At 42.9% G+C, this 18,528-nt stretch carries 16 protein-coding genes; 2 read left to right on the forward strand and 14 right to left on the reverse strand.

The genetic code is table 11. The features are described 5' to 3' along the window. Positions 1 to 96 precede the first annotated feature (96 nt). Positions 97 to 900, forward strand: a complete 804-nt coding sequence (locus tag FAY33_RS03700; protein ID WP_143319394.1) for an MBL fold metallo-hydrolase — start codon at positions 97 to 99, stop codon at positions 898 to 900. A 51-nt stretch (positions 901 to 951) separates the two neighbouring features. Here FAY33_RS03700 and FAY33_RS03705 read toward each other — a convergent pair whose 3' ends face one another. Beyond that, positions 952 to 1,890 carry an AraC family transcriptional regulator gene (locus FAY33_RS03705; protein WP_143319395.1) on the reverse strand — a complete coding sequence of 313 codons (939 nt, stop codon included), beginning with the start codon at positions 1,888 to 1,890 and terminating at the stop codon, positions 952 to 954. A gap of 149 nt (positions 1,891 to 2,039) precedes the next feature. On the opposite strand from FAY33_RS03705, the gene FAY33_RS03710 reads away from it, so the two are divergent. Then, positions 2,040 to 2,777 carry an SDR family oxidoreductase gene (locus tag FAY33_RS03710; RefSeq protein WP_143319396.1) on the forward strand — a complete coding sequence of 246 codons (738 nt, stop codon included), beginning with the start codon at positions 2,040 to 2,042 and terminating at the stop codon, positions 2,775 to 2,777. Between the two features lie 41 nt (positions 2,778 to 2,818). On the opposite strand, the gene FAY33_RS03715 is transcribed toward FAY33_RS03710, so the two are convergent. The 13 genes from FAY33_RS03715 to FAY33_RS03775 all read right to left on the reverse strand — a co-directional run bounded on the left by FAY33_RS03715 (position 2,819) and on the right by FAY33_RS03775 (position 18,514). After that, entirely contained in the window at positions 2,819 to 4,306 is a 1,488-nt protein-coding gene (locus tag FAY33_RS03715; protein ID WP_143319397.1) for a glutamate synthase subunit beta, read from the reverse strand. A 13-nt stretch (positions 4,307 to 4,319) separates the two neighbouring features. Next, on the reverse strand, positions 4,320 to 8,879 hold the full coding sequence (gene gltB / locus FAY33_RS03720; RefSeq protein WP_143319398.1) for a glutamate synthase large subunit: 4,560 nt from the start codon (positions 8,877 to 8,879) through the stop codon (positions 4,320 to 4,322). 403 nt (positions 8,880 to 9,282) lie between these two features. Then, positions 9,283 to 9,549: an HPr family phosphocarrier protein gene (locus tag FAY33_RS03725; protein ID WP_143319399.1), complete on the reverse strand. Its 267-nt coding sequence runs from the start codon at positions 9,547 to 9,549 to the stop codon at positions 9,283 to 9,285. A 99-nt stretch (positions 9,550 to 9,648) separates the two neighbouring features. Then, positions 9,649 to 10,278 carry an epoxyqueuosine reductase QueH gene (locus tag FAY33_RS03730; protein ID WP_143319400.1) on the reverse strand — a complete coding sequence of 210 codons (630 nt, stop codon included), beginning with the start codon at positions 10,276 to 10,278 and terminating at the stop codon, positions 9,649 to 9,651. A gap of 70 nt (positions 10,279 to 10,348) precedes the next feature. Beyond that, positions 10,349 to 11,491 carry an RNA polymerase sigma factor RpoD gene (gene rpoD / locus FAY33_RS03735; RefSeq protein WP_143319401.1) on the reverse strand — a complete coding sequence of 381 codons (1,143 nt, stop codon included), beginning with the start codon at positions 11,489 to 11,491 and terminating at the stop codon, positions 10,349 to 10,351. A gap of 105 nt (positions 11,492 to 11,596) precedes the next feature. Next, a complete protein-coding gene (locus FAY33_RS03740) occupies positions 11,597 to 12,499 on the reverse strand; it encodes a YegS/Rv2252/BmrU family lipid kinase (protein WP_143319402.1) in 903 nt (300 codons plus the stop codon). A 5-nt stretch (positions 12,500 to 12,504) separates the two neighbouring features. Then, entirely contained in the window at positions 12,505 to 13,599 is a 1,095-nt protein-coding gene (gene mutY / locus FAY33_RS03745; protein WP_143319403.1) for an A/G-specific adenine glycosylase, read from the reverse strand. 2 nt (positions 13,600 to 13,601) lie between these two features. Further along, positions 13,602 to 14,579: a biotin--[acetyl-CoA-carboxylase] ligase gene (locus FAY33_RS03750; protein ID WP_143319598.1), complete on the reverse strand. Its 978-nt coding sequence runs from the start codon at positions 14,577 to 14,579 to the stop codon at positions 13,602 to 13,604. 5 nt (positions 14,580 to 14,584) lie between these two features. Next, positions 14,585 to 14,893 carry a DUF6637 family protein gene (locus FAY33_RS03755; protein WP_143319404.1) on the reverse strand — a complete coding sequence of 103 codons (309 nt, stop codon included), beginning with the start codon at positions 14,891 to 14,893 and terminating at the stop codon, positions 14,585 to 14,587. Position 14,894: 1 nt separating this feature from the next. After that, positions 14,895 to 15,830: an ornithine carbamoyltransferase gene (argF, locus tag FAY33_RS03760; protein WP_143319405.1), complete on the reverse strand. Its 936-nt coding sequence runs from the start codon at positions 15,828 to 15,830 to the stop codon at positions 14,895 to 14,897. Positions 15,831 to 15,915: 85 nt separating this feature from the next. Continuing rightward, positions 15,916 to 17,064, reverse strand: a complete 1,149-nt coding sequence (locus FAY33_RS03765) for a patatin-like phospholipase family protein (protein WP_143319406.1) — start codon at positions 17,062 to 17,064, stop codon at positions 15,916 to 15,918. An 81-nt stretch (positions 17,065 to 17,145) separates the two neighbouring features. Then, complete coding sequence (locus FAY33_RS03770) at positions 17,146 to 18,072, reverse strand: stomatin-like protein (RefSeq protein ID WP_143319407.1); 927 nt, start codon at positions 18,070 to 18,072, stop codon at positions 17,146 to 17,148. A 1-nt stretch (position 18,073) separates the two neighbouring features. After that, a complete protein-coding gene (locus FAY33_RS03775; RefSeq protein WP_143319408.1) occupies positions 18,074 to 18,514 on the reverse strand; it encodes an NfeD family protein in 441 nt (146 codons plus the stop codon). Positions 18,515 to 18,528 lie beyond the last annotated feature (14 nt).

Raw genomic sequence — 18,528 nt, forward strand, 5'->3', positions numbered from 1 at the left:
GCTTTTCAAAGTATTTGCAGAATCATCTGCTTTTTCTGTTTTTTTATGCTATAATAGGAATATTCATAATTAAACAATGTTCATTCAGGAGTTCTTATGCAGATAAAAATAGTTGTAGACAACCATGTTATTGATTCCCTTTACAGAGGAGAGCCAGCCGTAAGTTTTTACATAGAAGTCGATGGATTAAAGCTCTTATTTGATACCGGCTTTTCTGACCTGGTGATCTCCAATGCCCGTAAAATGGGAATTGAATTATCCGAGTTAACCCATATCGTCCTGTCACATGGTCACAACGACCATACCAACGGGTTAAAGTATCTGGATCAGACCGTTTCTCTGTCCGGGTTAAAGGTTATCTCCCACCCTCATTGTTTCTATCCTAAAAAAGCAGCAAACCAATTCATTGGAGCTCCTTTTACAGTGGAAGAGATGGAAGCAAAGTGCAACTACATACCTACTAAAACCCCTTTATTCATTTCAGATCATTGTGTGTTTTTAGGACAGATTCCAAACCGGTTTGATTTTGAGCCAGCCACATCTTTTGGAAAAAAAGAAATAGACGGCATCTGGGAAGATGATTATTTACCTGATGATTCCGCCGTGGTTTTAAAAACTTCCAAAGGGCTGTTTATTGTTACCGGCTGTTCTCACAGCGGAATATGCAATATTGTAGAGTACGCAAAGGAAATCTGCAAAGAGGATAAAATTGCCGGAATTTTAGGAGGACTTCATCTGCTGGATGTGGATGAACGTCTTGCTCGGACCATAAAATATATGGAGAGCTGTCATATTGGCAGACTTTACCCCTGCCACTGCGTGTCTCTTCTTGCAAAAGCAAGACTGATCGGCGCACTTCCTGTTGGAGAAGCAGGAGTTGGATTAACGATTAATTTATAAGATAAAAAGAAGGAGACCAGCCACGATCTCCTTCTTTTTTTACCTTAACACTTATATCATAGTGAGATGAAAAGCCAAGGAATCCTTGAGTCTCTTTCTGTCACTGATTGGAGGAAGCCCAAACATTCGTGCATATTCCCGGCTGAACTGAGAAGGACTTTCATATCCCACTTCAAATCCCACATCTGCCGCATCCCGGAAAGAATCGGCCAGCAGCAAACGGCGTGCTTCCTGAAGCCGCATCCTCTTTTGATACTGCAAAGGACTCATAGCTGTCACACGTTTGAACTGGCTATGCAAAGAAGAAGTACTCATATTTGCTTTTTCAGCCAGTTCATCAATACGCAGCGGCTTTGCAAAATCTTCATTAATGAGTTTGATTATTTTGCCCACGGAATAGGATTGGCTTCCGCTCATGGCAAATTGCTTAATAACATTTCTATGGTCATCCTGTAAAATCCGGTAAAGGATCTCACGGATAATGAAAGGAGCAAGCACTTTTATATCCTCAGGAGAATCCAGAAGACGTACAAATCTGACAACCGCATCCATTAATAGATCATTGGTTTTATTGATGACAAGCCCTCTCCCAAAATCTGATTTGCCATCCCATGCCTGATCAGTCTCTTTTATAACATCCATGACCTGATCAATAGTGAAATTAATCTGTACACATAGATAAGGCTTCTGGGGACTCGCTTCTACAATTCTTCCAACAATAGGGAGATGAACCGAGGACACAAGATAGGAATTGGAATCATATTGATAAGATTCATCACCAAGAGTCACAACCTTGGAACCTTGTGCAATCACAATTAAAGATGGCTCATATATGGAATGCAGGTATTCCGACACACTGGTGGTTCGAAGCAACTGCAGATTGGGTAAAACAGTATGCTGTTTTCCTTCAACAATGGTATGACTGGTAATTAGCGAAGCAAGCTCTGCCCGGGACTGTTCGAATTTATGATTTCCGTTTTTTAATTCCATTCCACATTCCTTCTTCATTAAATAATTTAATAATTATACCATTAGCTGGAGGATTAGGCAATGATACAGGAAAAACAGACTACCGTAGAAGATAATCGGGATACTATAATATAGTTGTAAACATTGTATTCTAAGGAGGGATTTTTATCATGAATAATAAAAGAGAACGTGTAGCATTAATTACCGGAGGATCAGGAGGCATCGGTCATGCAGTTGCCCTTCGTCTAGCAAGAGATGGCATGGCTATCGGCGTGCATTATGCCGGCAGTAAAACCAAAGCCGATGAAACTGTTTCTGCAATTGTCTCTAATGGCGGAAAAGCAATCGCCATTTGCGGAGACGTGGCAGATGAGAAAGAGATGACCACTGTATTTGACACGATGGATGAAACATTCAGCGGAATTGATGTGGTAGTCAACACTGCCGGGATCATGCTGCTGTCACCAATTACAGAACTGAATCTTGAGGACCTGGACCGAATATACCGCACCAATATCCGGGGCACATTTGTAGTCTCCCAACAGGCGGCGCGGCGGCTTAAGAGCGGCGGTGCAATCATCAACTTTTCCACAACAATTACACGCCTTCAATTCCCCAATTACGGAGCCTATGCCGCAAGCAAAGGTGCTGTAGAAGCCATGACTCTGATACTTGCCCGGGAACTGCGGGGAAAAGATATTACTGTCAATGCCGTAGCTCCCGGACCAACCGCAACTCCCCTGTTCCTTAACGGAAAAGAGGAAGCTGCAATTGAACAACTCTCTCACGCTGCACCCCTTGAACGTCTTGGTATGCCGGAAGACATTGCAGAAACGGTTGCTTTCCTTGCAGGTCCCGCCCGCTGGATTAACGGGCAGGTACTTTTTGCAAATGGCGGAATGGGTTGATGGAAGTGAGGCCAGGGAAGTTGTTGTGTATCACGGATGTGTTACGCCAGATTGGAATACCCCATCAGGTTCTGATCCACTTCCCTTGCAACCTCACGCCCTTCCCGTATCGCCCAGACTACCAGGGACTGACCTCTGTGCATATCTCCTGCTACAAACACTTTGTCAACATTTGTTTTATATTTTCCTGCAGGTGTTTCCACATTGCTCCGCTCATTTAATTTCACGCCAAACGCTTCTGCCACATAACTCTGCGCTCCCAGAAACCCTGCTGCAATCAATACAAGATCTGCCGGGATTTCCTTTTCACTTCCATTTACAGGAACCATTGCCATGCGCCCTGTCTTTTCATCCTTTTTCGGTTCCAGATTAATCAGAACAGCCTTAACCACTTTTCCTGACTTATCCTTTATAAATTCTTTTACCGTTGTCTGGTAAAGTCTTGGATCTTTGCCAAACACTGCGATGGCTTCTTCCTGACCATAATCAGTTTTAAGCACCTTAGGCCATTGAGGCCATTGATTATCCGGAGTTCTCTTTTCCGGAAGTTTCGGCATCATCTCCAACTGAGTGACAGAAGCACAGCCATGGCGGATTGAAGTTCCGACACAGTCATTACCCGTGTCTCCTCCTCCTATCACCAGAACATGTTTTCCTTTTGCAGAAATATAAAGTTTATCCTGCAGATCGGAGTTTAAAAGGCTCTTTGTGGTGGACTTAAGGAAATCCACCGCAAAATAAATCCCTTCCCCATCTCTGCCTGGAACTTTCAAATCTCTGGGATTCGAAGCACCACACGCTAAAATTACACGGTCATAATCCTTTAACAGTTCTTTGGCCTTCTGATTTTTTCCTGCATCAGCACCAGTCACAAATGTAACACCTTCCTGTGACATAATCTCCACTTTTCGATCGATAATATGCTTCTCCAGCTTCATATTGGGGATTCCATACATTAAAAGTCCCCCAATACGGTCTTCCCGTTCAAAAACAGTGACGCTGTGTCCCCTCTTGTTCAGTTGATCTGCCGCCGCAAGCCCAGCAGGACCGGAACCAATCACCGCGATCTTCTTTCCTGTTCTGATCTGAGGAGGAACAGGGCCGGCAAGCCCTTCCTGATATGCCTGTTCAATGATGGCATATTCATTTTCCTTAATGGCAACCGGATCCCCATTGAGACCGCAGGTACATGCTGCCTCACAGGGTGCCGGACAGACTCTTGCCGTAAATTCCGGAAAACTGTTGGTCTTTTTCAGCCGGTTAAATGCCTGCTGCCAGGTACCGTTATAAACCAGTTCATTCCACTCCGGAATAAGGTTATTAAGAGGACACCCCGACACCATTCCTTTGATGATTACTCCAGACTGGCAGAAAGGCACACCACAGTCCATGCAGCGGGCTCCCTGGCATCTTTGTTCTTTTTCGGAAAGAGGCAGATGAAACTCGTTATAATTCTTCATACGAGCCTTGGGGTCTACCGTTTTTCCTGTTTCTCTGCTATATTCTAAAAATCCTGTTGGCTTTCCCATTGTCTACTCCTCCTTACCCTTTTGTATTGGCATAAAATGCTTCGATCTGTGCCTGTTCACTGCTTAATCCCTTTTCTTCCATCTGGACAATCGTATTCATCATCCTTCTGTAATCATGAGGCATAATTTTTTTAAATCTGGGCAGATATTCTCCAAAATTATCAAGGATATCTTTTCCCTTAGCAGAATTGGTATAAGCCACATGTTCTTTGATCATGTCTTTCAGTTCCAGAACGTCGTATTTGTTCGTTACTTCTTCAAAAGAAACCATCTCTTTATTAAGCCTTTTATAAAGATCGGTATTCTCATCCAGAACATAAGCGATTCCACCGCTCATTCCTGCTGCAAAATTCTTGCCTGTAGGGCCAAGGACCACAACCCTTCCGCCGGTCATATACTCGCAGCCATGGTCTCCCACTCCTTCCACAACCGCTGTTGCACCGGAGTTGCGGACACAAAATCTTTCACCGGCAATTCCGCAGATAAAAGCTTTTCCGCTGGTAGCCCCGTAAAGAGCCACATTGCCGATTACAATATTATCTTCTGCTTTAAACTTTACGCCCTGAGGAGGATATACCACCAGCTTTCCGCCGGAAAGTCCTTTTCCAAAGTAATCGTTGCTGTCGCCTACCAGTTCCAGTGTCAGGCCTTTTGGAATAAATGCTCCAAAGCTTTGACCGCCGCTTCCGGTACAATTAATGGTGAAAGTATCTTCTGCCAGCCCATCGGGATAAAGTCTGGTGATTTCAGAGCCAAATATGGTGCCAAGTGCACGGTCCGTATTGGAAACATCAATTTGAAGTCCCTTTTTCTGCCCTGCCAAAAGCGCCTGTTTTAATTTCTTTAAGAGAACCTTTTCATCCATGGTTTTATCCAGTTCAAAATCATAAACCTGCTTTTTGTCATAACCAGCAAGCTTTTGCCCTGCATATGGATTTCCCAATATCGCTGAAAAATCAACCTTGCGGGCACGTTCTGACGGAAGATTGTCTTTCTTTTTTAACAGATCCGTTCTTCCAACCAGCTCATCCAATGTGCGAATTCCCAGTTTTGCCATATGCTCTCTCAATTCTCTGGCTATAAAGAACATGAAGTTAACCACATACTCCGGTTTTCCTTTGAAACGCTTACGGAGTTCGGGATTCTGAGTTGCAACACCAACCGGGCAGGTATCTAAATTGCAGACACGCATCATCACACAGCCTAAGGTTACTAAAGGAGCAGTCGCAAATCCGAATTCCTCCGCGCCCAGCATACAGGCAATTGCCACATCTCTGCCTGTCATAAGTTTTCCGTCTGACTCAAGAATAACCTTGTCACGAAGACCATTCATAATAAGGGTCTGATGCGCCTCTGCCACACCAAGTTCCCATGGAAGTCCTGCATTATAAATGGAGTTTCTTGGAGCCGCTCCGGTTCCTCCGTCAAAGCCAGAGATTAAAATCACCTGAGCACCTGCCTTTGCAACACCAGCAGCTACGGTACCAACCCCTGTTTCAGAAACAAGCTTCACAGAAATCCTTGCGTATTTATTGGAATTTTTCAAATCGTAGATTAACTGTGCCAGATCTTCGATGGAATAAATATCATGGTGTGGAGGCGGGGAAATCAGTCCCACCCCTGTTGTGGAGTGTCTTGTTTTTGCTACCCATGGATAAACCTTTTGTCCGGGAAGCTGTCCGCCTTCGCCTGGTTTCGCTCCCTGCGCCATCTTGATCTGAATCTCTTTTGCACTTACCAGATATCTGGAAGTTACACCAAACCGTCCGCTTGCCACCTGTTTGATGGCGGAACAGCGGTTAAGCCCGTCAGTTCCTACGGTAAGGCGTTCCAGGCTTTCACCGCCTTCACCGCTGTTTGACTTGCCATGAATCCGGTTCATTGCAATTGCCAATGTTTCATGAGCTTCCTGAGATATGGAACCATAAGACATCGCACCTGTTTTAAACCGTTTTACAATGGACTCTTCGCTTTCCACTTCTTCTATTGGAATTTCTTTCGTTCCTGAATAATCAAATTCCAGAAGACTTCTTAAATTTACAGTCTGCCCCTCTTCAGTCAGTGCATGGCTATACTCTTTAAAAGTCTCATAGCTTCCTGTTCTGGTGGCTTCCTGAAGCAGATGAATGGTAAGAGGATTATATAAATGTTCTTCCTGCCCTGCCCGCTCCTTATGACTTCCCACACTGTCCAGAGTCAGATCCACATCAAGTCCCAGAGGATCAAATGCGGAGGAGTGAAGGGCATCTACCTCACTGGCAATGTCTCCCAAAGTGATTCCCTCTACTCTGCTGACTGTGTCGGTAAAATATTTATTGATTACATCTTTGGAAATTCCCACAGCTTCAAAAATCTGCGCTCCCTGATAGGACTGAATGGTTGAAATTCCCATCTTTGATGCTATTTTTACGATTCCGTGAAGAACAGCCGAGTTATAATCTTCCACAGCCGCATAATAATCCTTATCCAACATTCCGCTTTCAATCAGATAGTGAATGGATTCCTGAGCCAGATATGGATTAATGGCACATGCCCCATAACCTAGTAATGCTGCAAAATGGTGAACTTCCCTGGGTTCTCCGCTTTCTAAAATCAAAGCTACGGAAGTTCTCTTCTTCGTCTTAACCAGATGCTGCTGAAGCGCTGATACTGCAAGAAGAGAAGGAATGGGGACATGGTTTTCATCAATATCACGGTCAGATAAAATAATGATGTTCGCTCCATCCCGGTGTGCCCTGTCAGCCTCCAGAAACAGTCTGTCAATGGCTTTTTCTAATGAAGTATTCTTATAATAGGTAATGGGAATCACTTCTACTTTAAAGCCTGGTTTTTTCATGTGCTTAATCTTTAACAGATCTGTACAGGTAAGAATCGGATTATTCACCTTTAAAATCTTGCAATTTTCAGCACTTTCTTCCAGAATGTTTCCTTCTTCGCCTACATACACTGTGGTGGAAGTAACAATTTCTTCCCGAATGGAGTCGATAGGCGGGTTGGTAACCTGTGCAAAAAGCTGTTTAAAATAATTAAAAAGAGGCTGATGTTTTTTACTTAAAACAGCCAGGGGACTATCCGCACCCATAGCAGAAACCGCTTCTGCCCCGCTAAGAGCCATAGGGAGAATCATGGTTTTATATTCTTCATAAGTATAGCCGTAAGTTTTCTGCATTCTGGCTCGCTCATCCCGGTTCATAACCGGAACCCCTTTGTTGGGTATCTGAAGATCTTTCAGTTCAATCAGATTGGAATCAAGCCATTCCCCATAAGGTTTTCTGCTGGCGTAATGCTCTTTTAATTCTTCATCCGTAATCAGACAGCCTTTTACCGTATCAATCAGAAGCATTTTACCTGGGCGGAGACGTTCTTTTCTCACCACATGGTTCTGCTCAATATCAATCGCACCAACTTCTGATGCCAAAATCATCTGATCGTCATCGGTAATGTAATATCTGGAAGGGCGAAGGCCATTTCTGTCCAGCACTGCACCAACCAGATCCCCATCGCTGAATACAATGGAGGCAGGTCCATCCCACGGCTCCATCATGGTGGCATAATAACGGTAAAAATCTTTGATTTCCTGAGGCATAGACTTATCATGCTCCCATGGTGCCGGAATGGTTACCATAACCGCCAGGGGAAGGTCCATACCGCTCATCATCATAAACTCCATGGCATTGTCAAGCATGGCGGAGTCAGAACCTTCCTGGTTGATAATAGGAAGAACTTTGTGCATATCATTCTGGAAATATTCGGATTCCATATTCTCTTCCCTTGCCATCATCTTATCCACATTGCCCCGGATCGTATTAATCTCGCCATTGTGAACAATCAGTCGGTTCGGATGTGCTCGCATCCAGCTTGGATTGGTGTTGGTACTGAAACGGGAGTGAACCACTGCTATGGCAGATTCATAATCCTTATCCTGCAGGTCAGCAAAGAATTTTCTCAGTTCTTTTACCAGAAACATTCCTTTATATACAATGGTTCTGCTGCTTAAAGAAACCACATAGGTATTATCATTGCTCTGCTCAAAAATTCGTCTGGATACATACAGTTTCCGGTCAAAATCAAGTCCTTTTTTCAAATCAACCGGTTTTTTTACAAATCCCTGTGCAATATAAGGCATGCAGTCCACTGCTTTTTTTCCGATCAGTTCCGGATGAATGGGTACATTTCTCCAGCCAAGAAATTCTAGCCCCTCTTTCTGCACAATAATCTCAAACATTTTTTTTGCCTGATTTCTCGCAAGTTCGTCCTGAGGAAAGAAAAACATGCCTACTCCATATTCTCTTTCTTCTCCAATCTCAATGCCCAGGGGCTTTACTGCTTTTTTGAAGAATTTATGGGAAATCTGAAGCATAATGCCTACGCCGTCTCCAGTCTTCCCTTCCGCATCTTTTCCTGCCCTGTGTTCCAGATTCTCAACAATGTGAAGAGCCTGCTCAACCGTCTTATGGGTCTTCTCGCCTTTCATATTGGCAACCGCACCGATTCCACAGTTATCGTGCTCAAAGCGGGGATCATAAAGTCCTGGGGTTACTGTTTTTTTAGGGGAGTATAAACTCGTATCCATAATCTCATCCTTTCCCAATTGCCTCGTATACTTTCTAGTGCTAAAGTGTAACAGTAAATTTTAATTGATGATACTACATTTTTTTCCGTTTGTAAAATGTGTTTTATTTCCATATTGTCAGATAATTAGACATCTATTGTAGCTCAATTGTTTTTTCAGAATAATATAACATCAAGACAATTATTTTTATCAAATCAAGAACAATTTTACCGTGAATTTCATAGCCCCTGGAAAATTCCTAATTATCTTAAGTATTAGCTTTTCATCATTAAGTTCACTTTCTTTTATTTACTGAAATTATGATAATATTAACGTTTTTTCATGTTTTGGGCACAAAAAAGCCTTGGAATACAAACATATCCCAAGGCTTTAAAATATAAAGAATTTTCAATTATAATACAAATTACATCTCACCAAGACCGCTCTCAATCGCTTCAGATATGGTCTTCATAGCTGCTTCTTCGTCTTCTCCATCGCAGATTAACGTAATTTCTGCACCGCTTTTAATCCCGGCTGCCATCACATTCAGAACACTCTTTGCTACGATTCTCTTCTCGCCATATTCAACAACAATGTCAGATTTAAACTTCATAGCTGTCTGAGACAGAACTCCTGCTGGTCTCAAGTGAAGCCCGGATGGATTTATTACAGTCAGTTTTTTTGATAACATATATTTTTCTCCTTTATCCTCAATATTAATATACTCCTAGTGTTAATTTTATTATAATATCCACTTTGTGTCAAGCCAAACCCATATCTCTTTTATATTTTAAACAGAGACAGACTCCTTCTCTCTCTGGGAAAAGACACAGCCGCAATAATCCTGCCGGTATAATCCATATTCTTTTGACAATTCCACAGAACGCTTGTAACCGTTCTTCTTTTTAAAATCAGAAGAGAGATAAGAAACCCTGTACTCTTTCGCCAGTTTTTCACCTATTTCATTTAATTTCTGTGCATTTTTTAAAGGGCTGATGGATAGCGTGGTCGTAAAGTAATCAAACCGCTCTGCCTGGGCAACTTTAGCCGCCTCCTGCAAACGCAGCTCATAGCACTTAAAACACCGTTCTCCGCCTTCTGGTTCCTGTTCCAGTCCCTTTACAATCCCATAGAACTCCTGGGGCTCATAAGCTCCCTGCTGTACGGTAACCGGGTGAACAAAGTTCATGTCGGCTGCCAGGCGCTCCTGTTCCACCACTCTTCTCCCATACTCCTCAGGCGGGTAGATATTGGGGTTATAAAAGTATATAGTGATAGAAAAGTACTGGGACAGATATTCCAGTACATAACTGCTGCAAGGCGCACAGCAACTGTGGAGCAAAAGCCTGGGGACTTTCTGCTGTTCCTCTAATCCAACGATAATTTGATCCAGTTCCCTCTGATAATTCCTTTGGTTCATGATGTCTTCCTTTCGCTGTATAAAAAAACGCAAAAAAGGCGTAGAAATATCCTGCTACGCCTCTTATTGCTTATAAGAAGTCCCGAATCCGCTTGCTGCGAACTGGATTTCTTAACTTTCTGAGTGCCTTTGCCTCAATCTGTCTTATTCGCTCACGCGTAACATTAAATTCTTTTCCTACTTCTTCCAATGTACGCGGATGACCATCTTCCAATCCAAACCTTAGAACAATAACCTGACGCTCTCTCTCTTTTAAATCGCCAAGAAGCGCATCAATATGCTCTCTTAACATAACCGATTCCACATTGCCTTCCGGAGTCACCACATTGTTATCTGCTACAAAATCACCAAGGTTTGAATCATCTTCCTCACCGATAGGTGTCTCCAATGAAGCAGGTTCCCTGGCTATCTGCATGATCTCCATGACCTTGTCCTCTGTCATGTCAAGGGCATCTGCAAGCTCTGTTACAGACGGTTCATACCCAAGCTCCAAAGTCAGCTTTCTTTGCATCTTTGACATTTTATTAATTGTCTCAACCATATGCACGGGCACACGAATCGTTCTTGCCTGATCAGCAAGAGCGCGGGTCACAGACTGACGTATCCACCAAGTAGCATATGTACTTAATTTATAACCTTTGGTATAGTCAAATTTTTCGACACCTTTAATAAGCCCTAAATTGCCTTCCTGAACCAGGTCAAGAAAACTCATTCCGCGGCCGGTATAACGTTTGGCAATGCTGACTACAAGGCGTAAGTTCGCCTCAATGAGGCGTTCTTTTGCGATGGGGTCACCATCTGCTTTTCTCTTAGCAAGGCGAAGTTCTTCCTCTGCGTTTAAAAGTGGTACTGTACCAATTTCCTTTAAATACATGCGGACAGGGTCTTCTGTGCCGATGCCTTCGAGCAGATCAATAGCGTCAAGATCAATGTCTTCTTCCTCAGCTTCCTTTTCGAAACCGTCATCAAGATCATCATCCAATAGGATTTCCCCAGACATGAGCACATCCTCAGCTAAGACGGAATCGTCAATGACCGGAATCACGTCTACGCCGCGATTCTCCAGGTACGCATAAATCTGATCCATCTGCTCTGTCGTCAGTTCTTCTCCTATAAAGAAGTTATTAATCTCCGTTACGTCCAAAGCATTATGCTTTGTTTTTGCAAGATCGACAAGCTTCCCCAGCTTCTCTAAAAAATTATCCTTTTCCACTTAATAACGTCCTTTCGCTAAGAAGTATACATAAAGCCCACACAACTTTTCATTATATACTAACAGTCCCCATATTTCAACATAATTCTCAAGAAAAATTTGGTTTTAATGCTTTTTTTGCGGATTTCTTAATATTTGAATTTTTTTCTTTCTATTCTTAATTTCTACTTCTCTCCTGGTTCCGCCAAATTCTCCATCCAAAACCCAGTCAATGGGTTCTTCCGGGAAGAAATTTATGGAACTTGTCCGAAGTTTATGAACATATTCGTTGGGTTCTTCTTTGAGAAACATGTAGTTAATAATATTGGTAAAATCCAATGGGGTTTTCGGTGTGCGGATCAGCAAAACTTCAAATTCCCCGTCATTAAGCGCCACATCCTGGGTAACCAGCCCCTTAAATCCGCCAACACTTACCGTATTGGTTACCATTCCAAAAATGAACTCCCCTTCTAACTCCACCAAATCACATTTCACCCGCATGTAATAGGATTTTATGGAAGTAAGACTCTTCATTCCTTCCAGCATATAGGCCTGATGTCCCAAAACATTCTTAAAATCCTGGGGAGTTAAATAAGCAACCTCTGTGAAAGCACCAAAAGCTGCAATATATACAAAATGCCTTTCCTTGCAGAAACAGCCGATATCCACAGAATAAGGTTTCCCATACACAATGGCGCGTGCTGCCGCTAACATATCTCTTGATATCTTAAGACTAGAGGCAAAGTCATTGGTAGAGCCTGCCGGTATATATCCAAGCCTTGGAATCCGTTCCAGCTTCATAAGACCGTTTATGGTCTCATTCAATGTTCCATCGCCTCCGCTGCATACAACCAGTTCCATTCCATTGCCATAACGCTCCACTGCGTCCATGGCATCTCCTGGTCCCTGGGTGATGTGCACCAGAAGTTCATATCCGGCTTTTGCAAAGATATCAAGAATATCCATTAATTTATTTTTAATCTGTGCCTTTCCGGAACGCGGATTAAATACAAAAAGCATCTTTTTCATTATAATCACCTGATCAACTTTGTATACGCTTTAAACGCACCTGGCAAAGAATAAGTTTTTTTCAGTTCTTCTGGCGTAACCCAGAGATAGTTCTTTTGGGGGCTTTCCCCCAGTTCAATCCAATATCCTGCCATATGCCATTCCACATGGCTAAAGATATGTTTCGATTCAGGAAGAGCCGTGATCTTTCCTTCCCTGACGCCAAGAGCAGAAAATATATCTTCTTCTGGAACTTTTCCTTCCAGATTGGGAAATTCATAAAGAGAAGCTAAAAGCCCTGTGTCTTCTCTTTTTCTTATGGCAACTTTCCCATTCCTCCACAGCAGTAAAATGGTCTTTTCTTCTGTCTTCCTCGGCTTCTTAGGCGTTTTAACCGGTATAATTCCCGTCAAATCCTCTGCCCTTGCAACGCATAAGGAGGAAAGAGGACATTGCTCACACAAAGGTGCACCGTTGGGAACGCAGACAATGGCGCCAATCTCAATCAATGCCTGATTATAAGAACCTGTCTTGCAGGAAGGCATGACTGCCCTGAGCTTCTCTTCAATCGCCTTCTTTACAGACTGTTTTAGAATATCATCTCTGCTTCCTGTCACTCTTGAAATCACCCTGAGCACATTCCCATCCACAGCGGGTACAGGAATCTGGAACGCAATGGATGCAATGGCACCTGCGGTATAGGAACCAATCCCCGGAAGCTTTTTTAGCTCCTCATAGGACGCCGGAAGTTTTCCTCCGTACTGTTCTACAAGAAGCTCTGCTGTTTTCTTTAAATTCTTTGCCCTGCTGTAATATCCAAGACCTTCCCAAAGTTTTAAAAGTTCATCTTCCGGCACAGAGGAAAGATCAGCCACAGAAGGAAGAGCTTCCATAAAACGTGCAAAATAGGGTTTCACCGCTTCTACCCTTGTCTGCTGGAGCATAATCTCAGAAATCCAGACCCGGTAAGGCTCCGGGTTCTCCCTCCACGGAAGAATCCTGGCATGTTCCTCATACCAGGAAAGCAACGGTCCCTCCATTGCACGTAACCGTTCCAATTCCTGTAGCTTCACACCTTCCGGTTCCAGAATCTGTAACTTATTGTATAATAACTGATTCATTCTTACACATATCCATAGAGTCCCCGGACCGATACTTCTCCGGAAATCACATGTTTCACCTCTCCTGATTGCATTTCAACAAGAAGTTCGCCCTTCTCATTGATTCCCAATGCTTTACCGGTGTAATCGCCGGAACTTTCAAGGATCTTAACTTCCCTGCCTGCATTGACCATATATTGATTATAGACACTTTTCAGCCCGGATAAATCACCCTGGACCATAAATTGTTCATAATATGCCTCAAAACTCTCCAAAATCGAAGCAATAAGGGGACTTCTTCTCACCTTACTTCCTGTTTCCAAAAGTAAAGACGTTGCAACGGGGCGGACCTCCTTTGGAAATTCTTCCATATTAACATTAATTCCAATGCCTGTTACCACATAATGAATCCCTTCCAGTTCTGCACTCATCTCTGTGAGAATTCCACAGACTTTTCTGCCATTGGATACAATATCATTCGGCCATTTAATGCTGGTTTCAAGACCGGTCTCACGCTTAATTCCGTCGTGAACTGCAAGTGCCGCCACCAAGGTAAGCATGGAGGCGGAACCCGGAAGAATATCCGGTCGTAAGATCAGGCTCATAAACACATTTTTGCCGGAAGGGGATACCCACTCCTTCCCCCTCCTGCCTCTGCCTGCCATCTGGCAGTCAGCCACAACAAGAGTTCCTGACTGGGCGCCTTCCTCAGCCAGACGCCTGGCTCTTATGTTGGTGGAATCAATGGTGTCATAATATTCTGTGCTTTTACCAAAGGTTCCCCGGATGCAACTTTCTATCTCTGTTTTCGTCATTATATCACAGGAATCGATGAAATGATACCCTTTATTACGAACCGCCTCGATTTTGTAGCCTTCTTCCTCTAGCTGCCGTATGACCTTCCATATTGCCGTTCTGGAAACACCGAACCGTTCACAAAGCTCCTGTCCCGACACATATCCATCGTCTTCTTTTAACAGTTTTAATATCTCAGACTTCAATGCCATCACCCCCACCAGATGCTGACCGCACTGATGAAAGAAAGAATCATCAGCAGAATTCCAAAAAAAGTAACCGTCATTCCAGCCGCCTTCTTCTTTTTTTCCCTTCCACTCAGTCTGACCCGATAGATTCCATGAATCAGATTCAATATTCCTGCAAGGAAAAAGATAACCGGCAGAAGAATCATGAATTCTTCCGATTTCAAAAATGCAATAACTGCAAGCACTACAATCAGAATTCCAACTATAATGTGAACCAAATCAACAATCATGGAAGCATTTCTTAAATTTCTTCCTCGTTCCTGTATATACATTTTACTCTCCTAAAGTTGCAACCATAACTGCCTTAATGGTGTGCATTCTGTTCTCTGCTTCATCAAAAACCACTGATGCACTGGAGTCAAAGACTTCTTCTGTCACTTCATTGCCTTTGACTGCAGGAAGGCAGTGCATAAATATAGTCGTATCTTTGCCTGTTTTATTCATTAGCCCTTCATTGACCTGGAATGGTTTTAAAAGGCTGATCCGTTCTGCCGCCTTTTCTTCTTCCCCCATGGAACACCACACATCCGTATAGATCACATCTGCATCCTTTGCAAGATCTATATCCTCTGTGATTTTAATGGTGCTTTTGCTTTCTTTTGCATACTCTTTGCATAGCTTTACCAGTTCTTTGTCAGGCCAAAGACTTTCTGGTGCAAGAATCGTGAAATTTACTCCCATCTTGCTCATGCCAATCATCAGGCTGTTTGCCATATTGTTGCGGCCATCTCCTGCATATACGAAATTCAGCCCTTTTAAATAGCCAAAATGTTCTTTCATGGTAAGAAGATCTGCAAGAATCTGTGTGGGATGATCATCATCAGTCAGACCATTCCAAACAGGGACACCCGCATATTTTGCCAGATCTTCCACCGTTTTATGCTGAAATCCACGGAATTCAATCCCATCAAAAATTCTTCCAAGAACCTTTGCCGTATCTTCCACACTCTCCTTATGACCAAGCTGAATATCATCCTTTCCCAAATACTCGGGATGAGCCCCTTCATCTACAGCCGCTACTACAAAAGAACACCTGGTACGGGTTGATGGTTTTTCAAAAATCAGGGCGATGTTCTTTCCTTTTAAAGAATTCCCGGTTATCCCTTGCTTCTTCTTCTCTTTTAATTCAGCTGATAAATCAAGGAGATAGCTGATCTCTTCGGCTGAATAATCTTTTAACGTTATAAAATTTCTCCCTTTTAAATTCATGGTATTTCTCCCTTTTCTCGTATTTTTATACATTATTATAGTTTATCGTGTATAAATATGCAAGTTCTTTTTCATCTGTGCTTTGCTACTGCATCCATTCCGACTGCTTGATCTTTTTTCGGATTTCAGCAAAAAAAGATTCAACCGTATAAATCTTAAATCGTCTGATCTTTAACCGCTTTGCCAGATCTTCCAAAAGTCCCAGATACAGTTCTTTATAATCCCAGCCTTCTTTCAGCTTTAATTCTTCTGCCAGCCTTGGAAATACCTTTTCCGTAAAAGTCCGGTAACCGGTTAAGGTTTCCATTCCCTCTTCAGTTACAACATCCTTTATATAATATTTTAACAGCTCCATCTCCGACATCATCTTATCAAAGTAATAAGGTTCTGTATTTGGTGCATCCAGATAATATACACGCCCGGAAAGACCGTACAGAAAACGCTTTGCATCATAATAACCCATAGTCATGTTTCTTCTGGCCAACTTTTTGTCAAATTCCAGTATTCCACCCAGATCCTGCCTTGGTGCAATGTGAGAAACGGTAACATCGTCTGGAATTTTGACCACCCTCTCTTTATCAAATCCCCAGCCATAGATCCGGATCACAATAATATCCTTATATCCATGATCCAGAAGAACATTAATGGGAACGTTGTTAAAACCTCCTCCATCCATATACCGCTTTCCACCCAGCTTTTCATTTTTAAATGCCATAAAATATGCACTGGCTAAAAGCATGTCTTTTATGGTCCCTGGCTCCTGGGCACGGATATCCACAGCCAGTTCTTTTCTGTCTGACACAGAATAAGTGACGGCATAGAGTTCTCTTTGTGAACTGCGGATTTTTTCTTCATCCTCTACAACTTCTGCAATTAAATTCTTTAGAGGGGCAATATCAAATCCTCCGTCTTTCACAACCTGCAGTCCGCCATTAATCAGCTCCGGAAGATTTAAGGATTTAAAATCTTTATTTTTTAAGGCTTTCATGGTCTCATCGCTGACAGCCATGACTTTTGAGTAATCAATATTCTTCCAGATCTCTTCTGCCCGTTCTAAATCATCCATGCAGATCAGCGCTCCATTTAAAGAGCCTACAGAAACTCCTGCAACCCCTTTAATCTTTACTCCTGCTTCCTTAAGAGCTTTCCAGGCTCCAATCTGATAAGCTCCTTTGGCTCCCCCACCTTCTAAAACAAGACCATATTCCTTTTCCAAATCCAGTTTCAGCTCCATAAAACCTCCTAAGCATTCCAGCTACTGCAAAAACGCAGCAAGAGACATATACCTCTTGCTGCGGTGTACTAAAACTTCTGATTATTCTGAATCTTTAGGAATCTCCGTAATGGAAGATACCAGTCCTGCCAATCCCTGAATCTCAGACGGGATAATAATCTTTGTAGCTTTTCCGTCAGCGGCTGCTTTAAACGCTTCCAGGCTCTTCATAACCAGAACTGCTCTATCTGCTCCAGCTTCCTTGATCATACGGATACCATCGGCATTGGCCTGCTGAATCTTTAAGATTGCTTCTGCCTGACCCTCTGCCTCGCGAATCCGTTTCTCTTTTTCAGCTTCTGCACGAAGAATTGCGGACTGCTTCTCAGCCTCTGCATCCAGAATGGAAGATTCTTTATTACCTTCTGCAACAAGAACGGTAGACTTCTTCTCTCCTTCTGCACGAAGGATTGCCTCACGCCGTTCACGCTCTGCCTTCATCTGTTTTTCCATGGCATCCTGAATGGCTGCTGGAGGCATAATGTTCTTCAGCTCCACACGGTTAACTTTAATTCCCCATGGATCAGTTGCAATATCAAGGGTTTCTCTCATCTTGGCATTGATGGTCTCTCTGGAAGTAAGGGTCTGATCCAGTTCCAGGTCACCGATGATATTACGAAGGGTAGTTGCCGTTAAGTTCTCAATCGCCATAATGGGATTCTCCACACCATAGGCATAAAGCTTAGGGTCCGTAATCTGGAAAAATACTACGGTATCAATTCTCATGGTAACATTATCCTTGGTAATAACCGGCTGTGGCGGGAAATCAGCTACCTGCTCTTTTAAGTTTACTCTTTTTGCCACCCGGTCAAGGATTGGCAGTTTAATATGAACACCAACGGACCATGTCTCTAAAAATGCACCTAAACGTTCTACAACCAGCGCCTGTGCCTGAGGCACGATTCTTATACATGACGCCAGCAATGACAAAATAATAATAAGTATTATAATAACTAAAACAAATCCCATACTATTGTTCCTCCTCGAACTTACTCACAATCAGCTTCACACCTTGTATATCTTTTACTTCCACCACGGTGCCTTCCGGATAAATATGTTCATCCTCATATGCTCTTGCTGTCCACTCCTGACCATTTAATACAACAGCACCCTTTGCTTCCATGTTGTTAATCTCGGCTGTAACTTTTCCATGTCTTCCAATCAGACTGTCCAAATTGGTCTTCACAGTATTTTTATTCACAAACCGAAGCGCAAAAGGTCTGGTGAAAAACAAAAGAACAAAGGACACAATTACAAACGCAGCCAACTGAACCTGCACATTGGCACCTAGTAAAGCCAGCAGAAATGCAACAAGTGCTCCCCCTGCAAACCAGACGGTGGTAAGAGCCATGGTAAGTGCTTCAATTCCCAAAAGCACTACGAAGGCAATCAACCAATAGATCGCTTCCATCTTATCATTCCCCT

Source organism: Clostridium sp. HBUAS56010, from assembly GCF_007115105.1.
Taxonomy (GTDB): Bacteria; Bacillota; Clostridia; order Lachnospirales; family Lachnospiraceae; genus Lacrimispora.

Excerpts from the sequence above, each read along its gene's own strand:
- FAY33_RS03700 (WP_143319394.1), top strand. The coding sequence starts at position 97 with ATGCAGATAAAAATAGTTGTAGACAACCATGTTATTGATTCCCTTTAC.
- FAY33_RS03705 (WP_143319395.1), bottom strand. The coding sequence starts at position 1,890 with ATGGAATTAAAAAACGGAAATCATAAATTCGAACAGTCCCGGGCAGAG.
- FAY33_RS03710 (WP_143319396.1), top strand. The coding sequence starts at position 2,040 with ATGAATAATAAAAGAGAACGTGTAGCATTAATTACCGGAGGATCAGGA.
- FAY33_RS03715 (WP_143319397.1), bottom strand. The coding sequence starts at position 4,306 with ATGGGAAAGCCAACAGGATTTTTAGAATATAGCAGAGAAACAGGAAAA.
- gltB (WP_143319398.1), bottom strand. The coding sequence starts at position 8,879 with ATGGATACGAGTTTATACTCCCCTAAAAAAACAGTAACCCCAGGACTT.
- FAY33_RS03725 (WP_143319399.1), bottom strand. The coding sequence starts at position 9,549 with ATGTTATCAAAAAAACTGACTGTAATAAATCCATCCGGGCTTCACTTG.
- FAY33_RS03730 (WP_143319400.1), bottom strand. The coding sequence starts at position 10,278 with ATGAACCAAAGGAATTATCAGAGGGAACTGGATCAAATTATCGTTGGA.
- FAY33_RS03740 (WP_143319402.1), bottom strand. The coding sequence starts at position 12,499 with ATGAAAAAGATGCTTTTTGTATTTAATCCGCGTTCCGGAAAGGCACAG.
- mutY (WP_143319403.1), bottom strand. The coding sequence starts at position 13,599 with ATGAATCAGTTATTATACAATAAGTTACAGATTCTGGAACCGGAAGGT.
- FAY33_RS03755 (WP_143319404.1), bottom strand. The coding sequence starts at position 14,893 with ATGTATATACAGGAACGAGGAAGAAATTTAAGAAATGCTTCCATGATT.
- argF (WP_143319405.1), bottom strand. The coding sequence starts at position 15,830 with ATGAATTTAAAAGGGAGAAATTTTATAACGTTAAAAGATTATTCAGCC.
- FAY33_RS03765 (WP_143319406.1), bottom strand. The coding sequence starts at position 17,064 with ATGGAGCTGAAACTGGATTTGGAAAAGGAATATGGTCTTGTTTTAGAA.
- FAY33_RS03770 (WP_143319407.1), bottom strand. The coding sequence starts at position 18,072 with ATGGGATTTGTTTTAGTTATTATAATACTTATTATTATTTTGTCATTG.
- FAY33_RS03775 (WP_143319408.1), bottom strand. The coding sequence starts at position 18,514 with ATGGAAGCGATCTATTGGTTGATTGCCTTCGTAGTGCTTTTGGGAATT.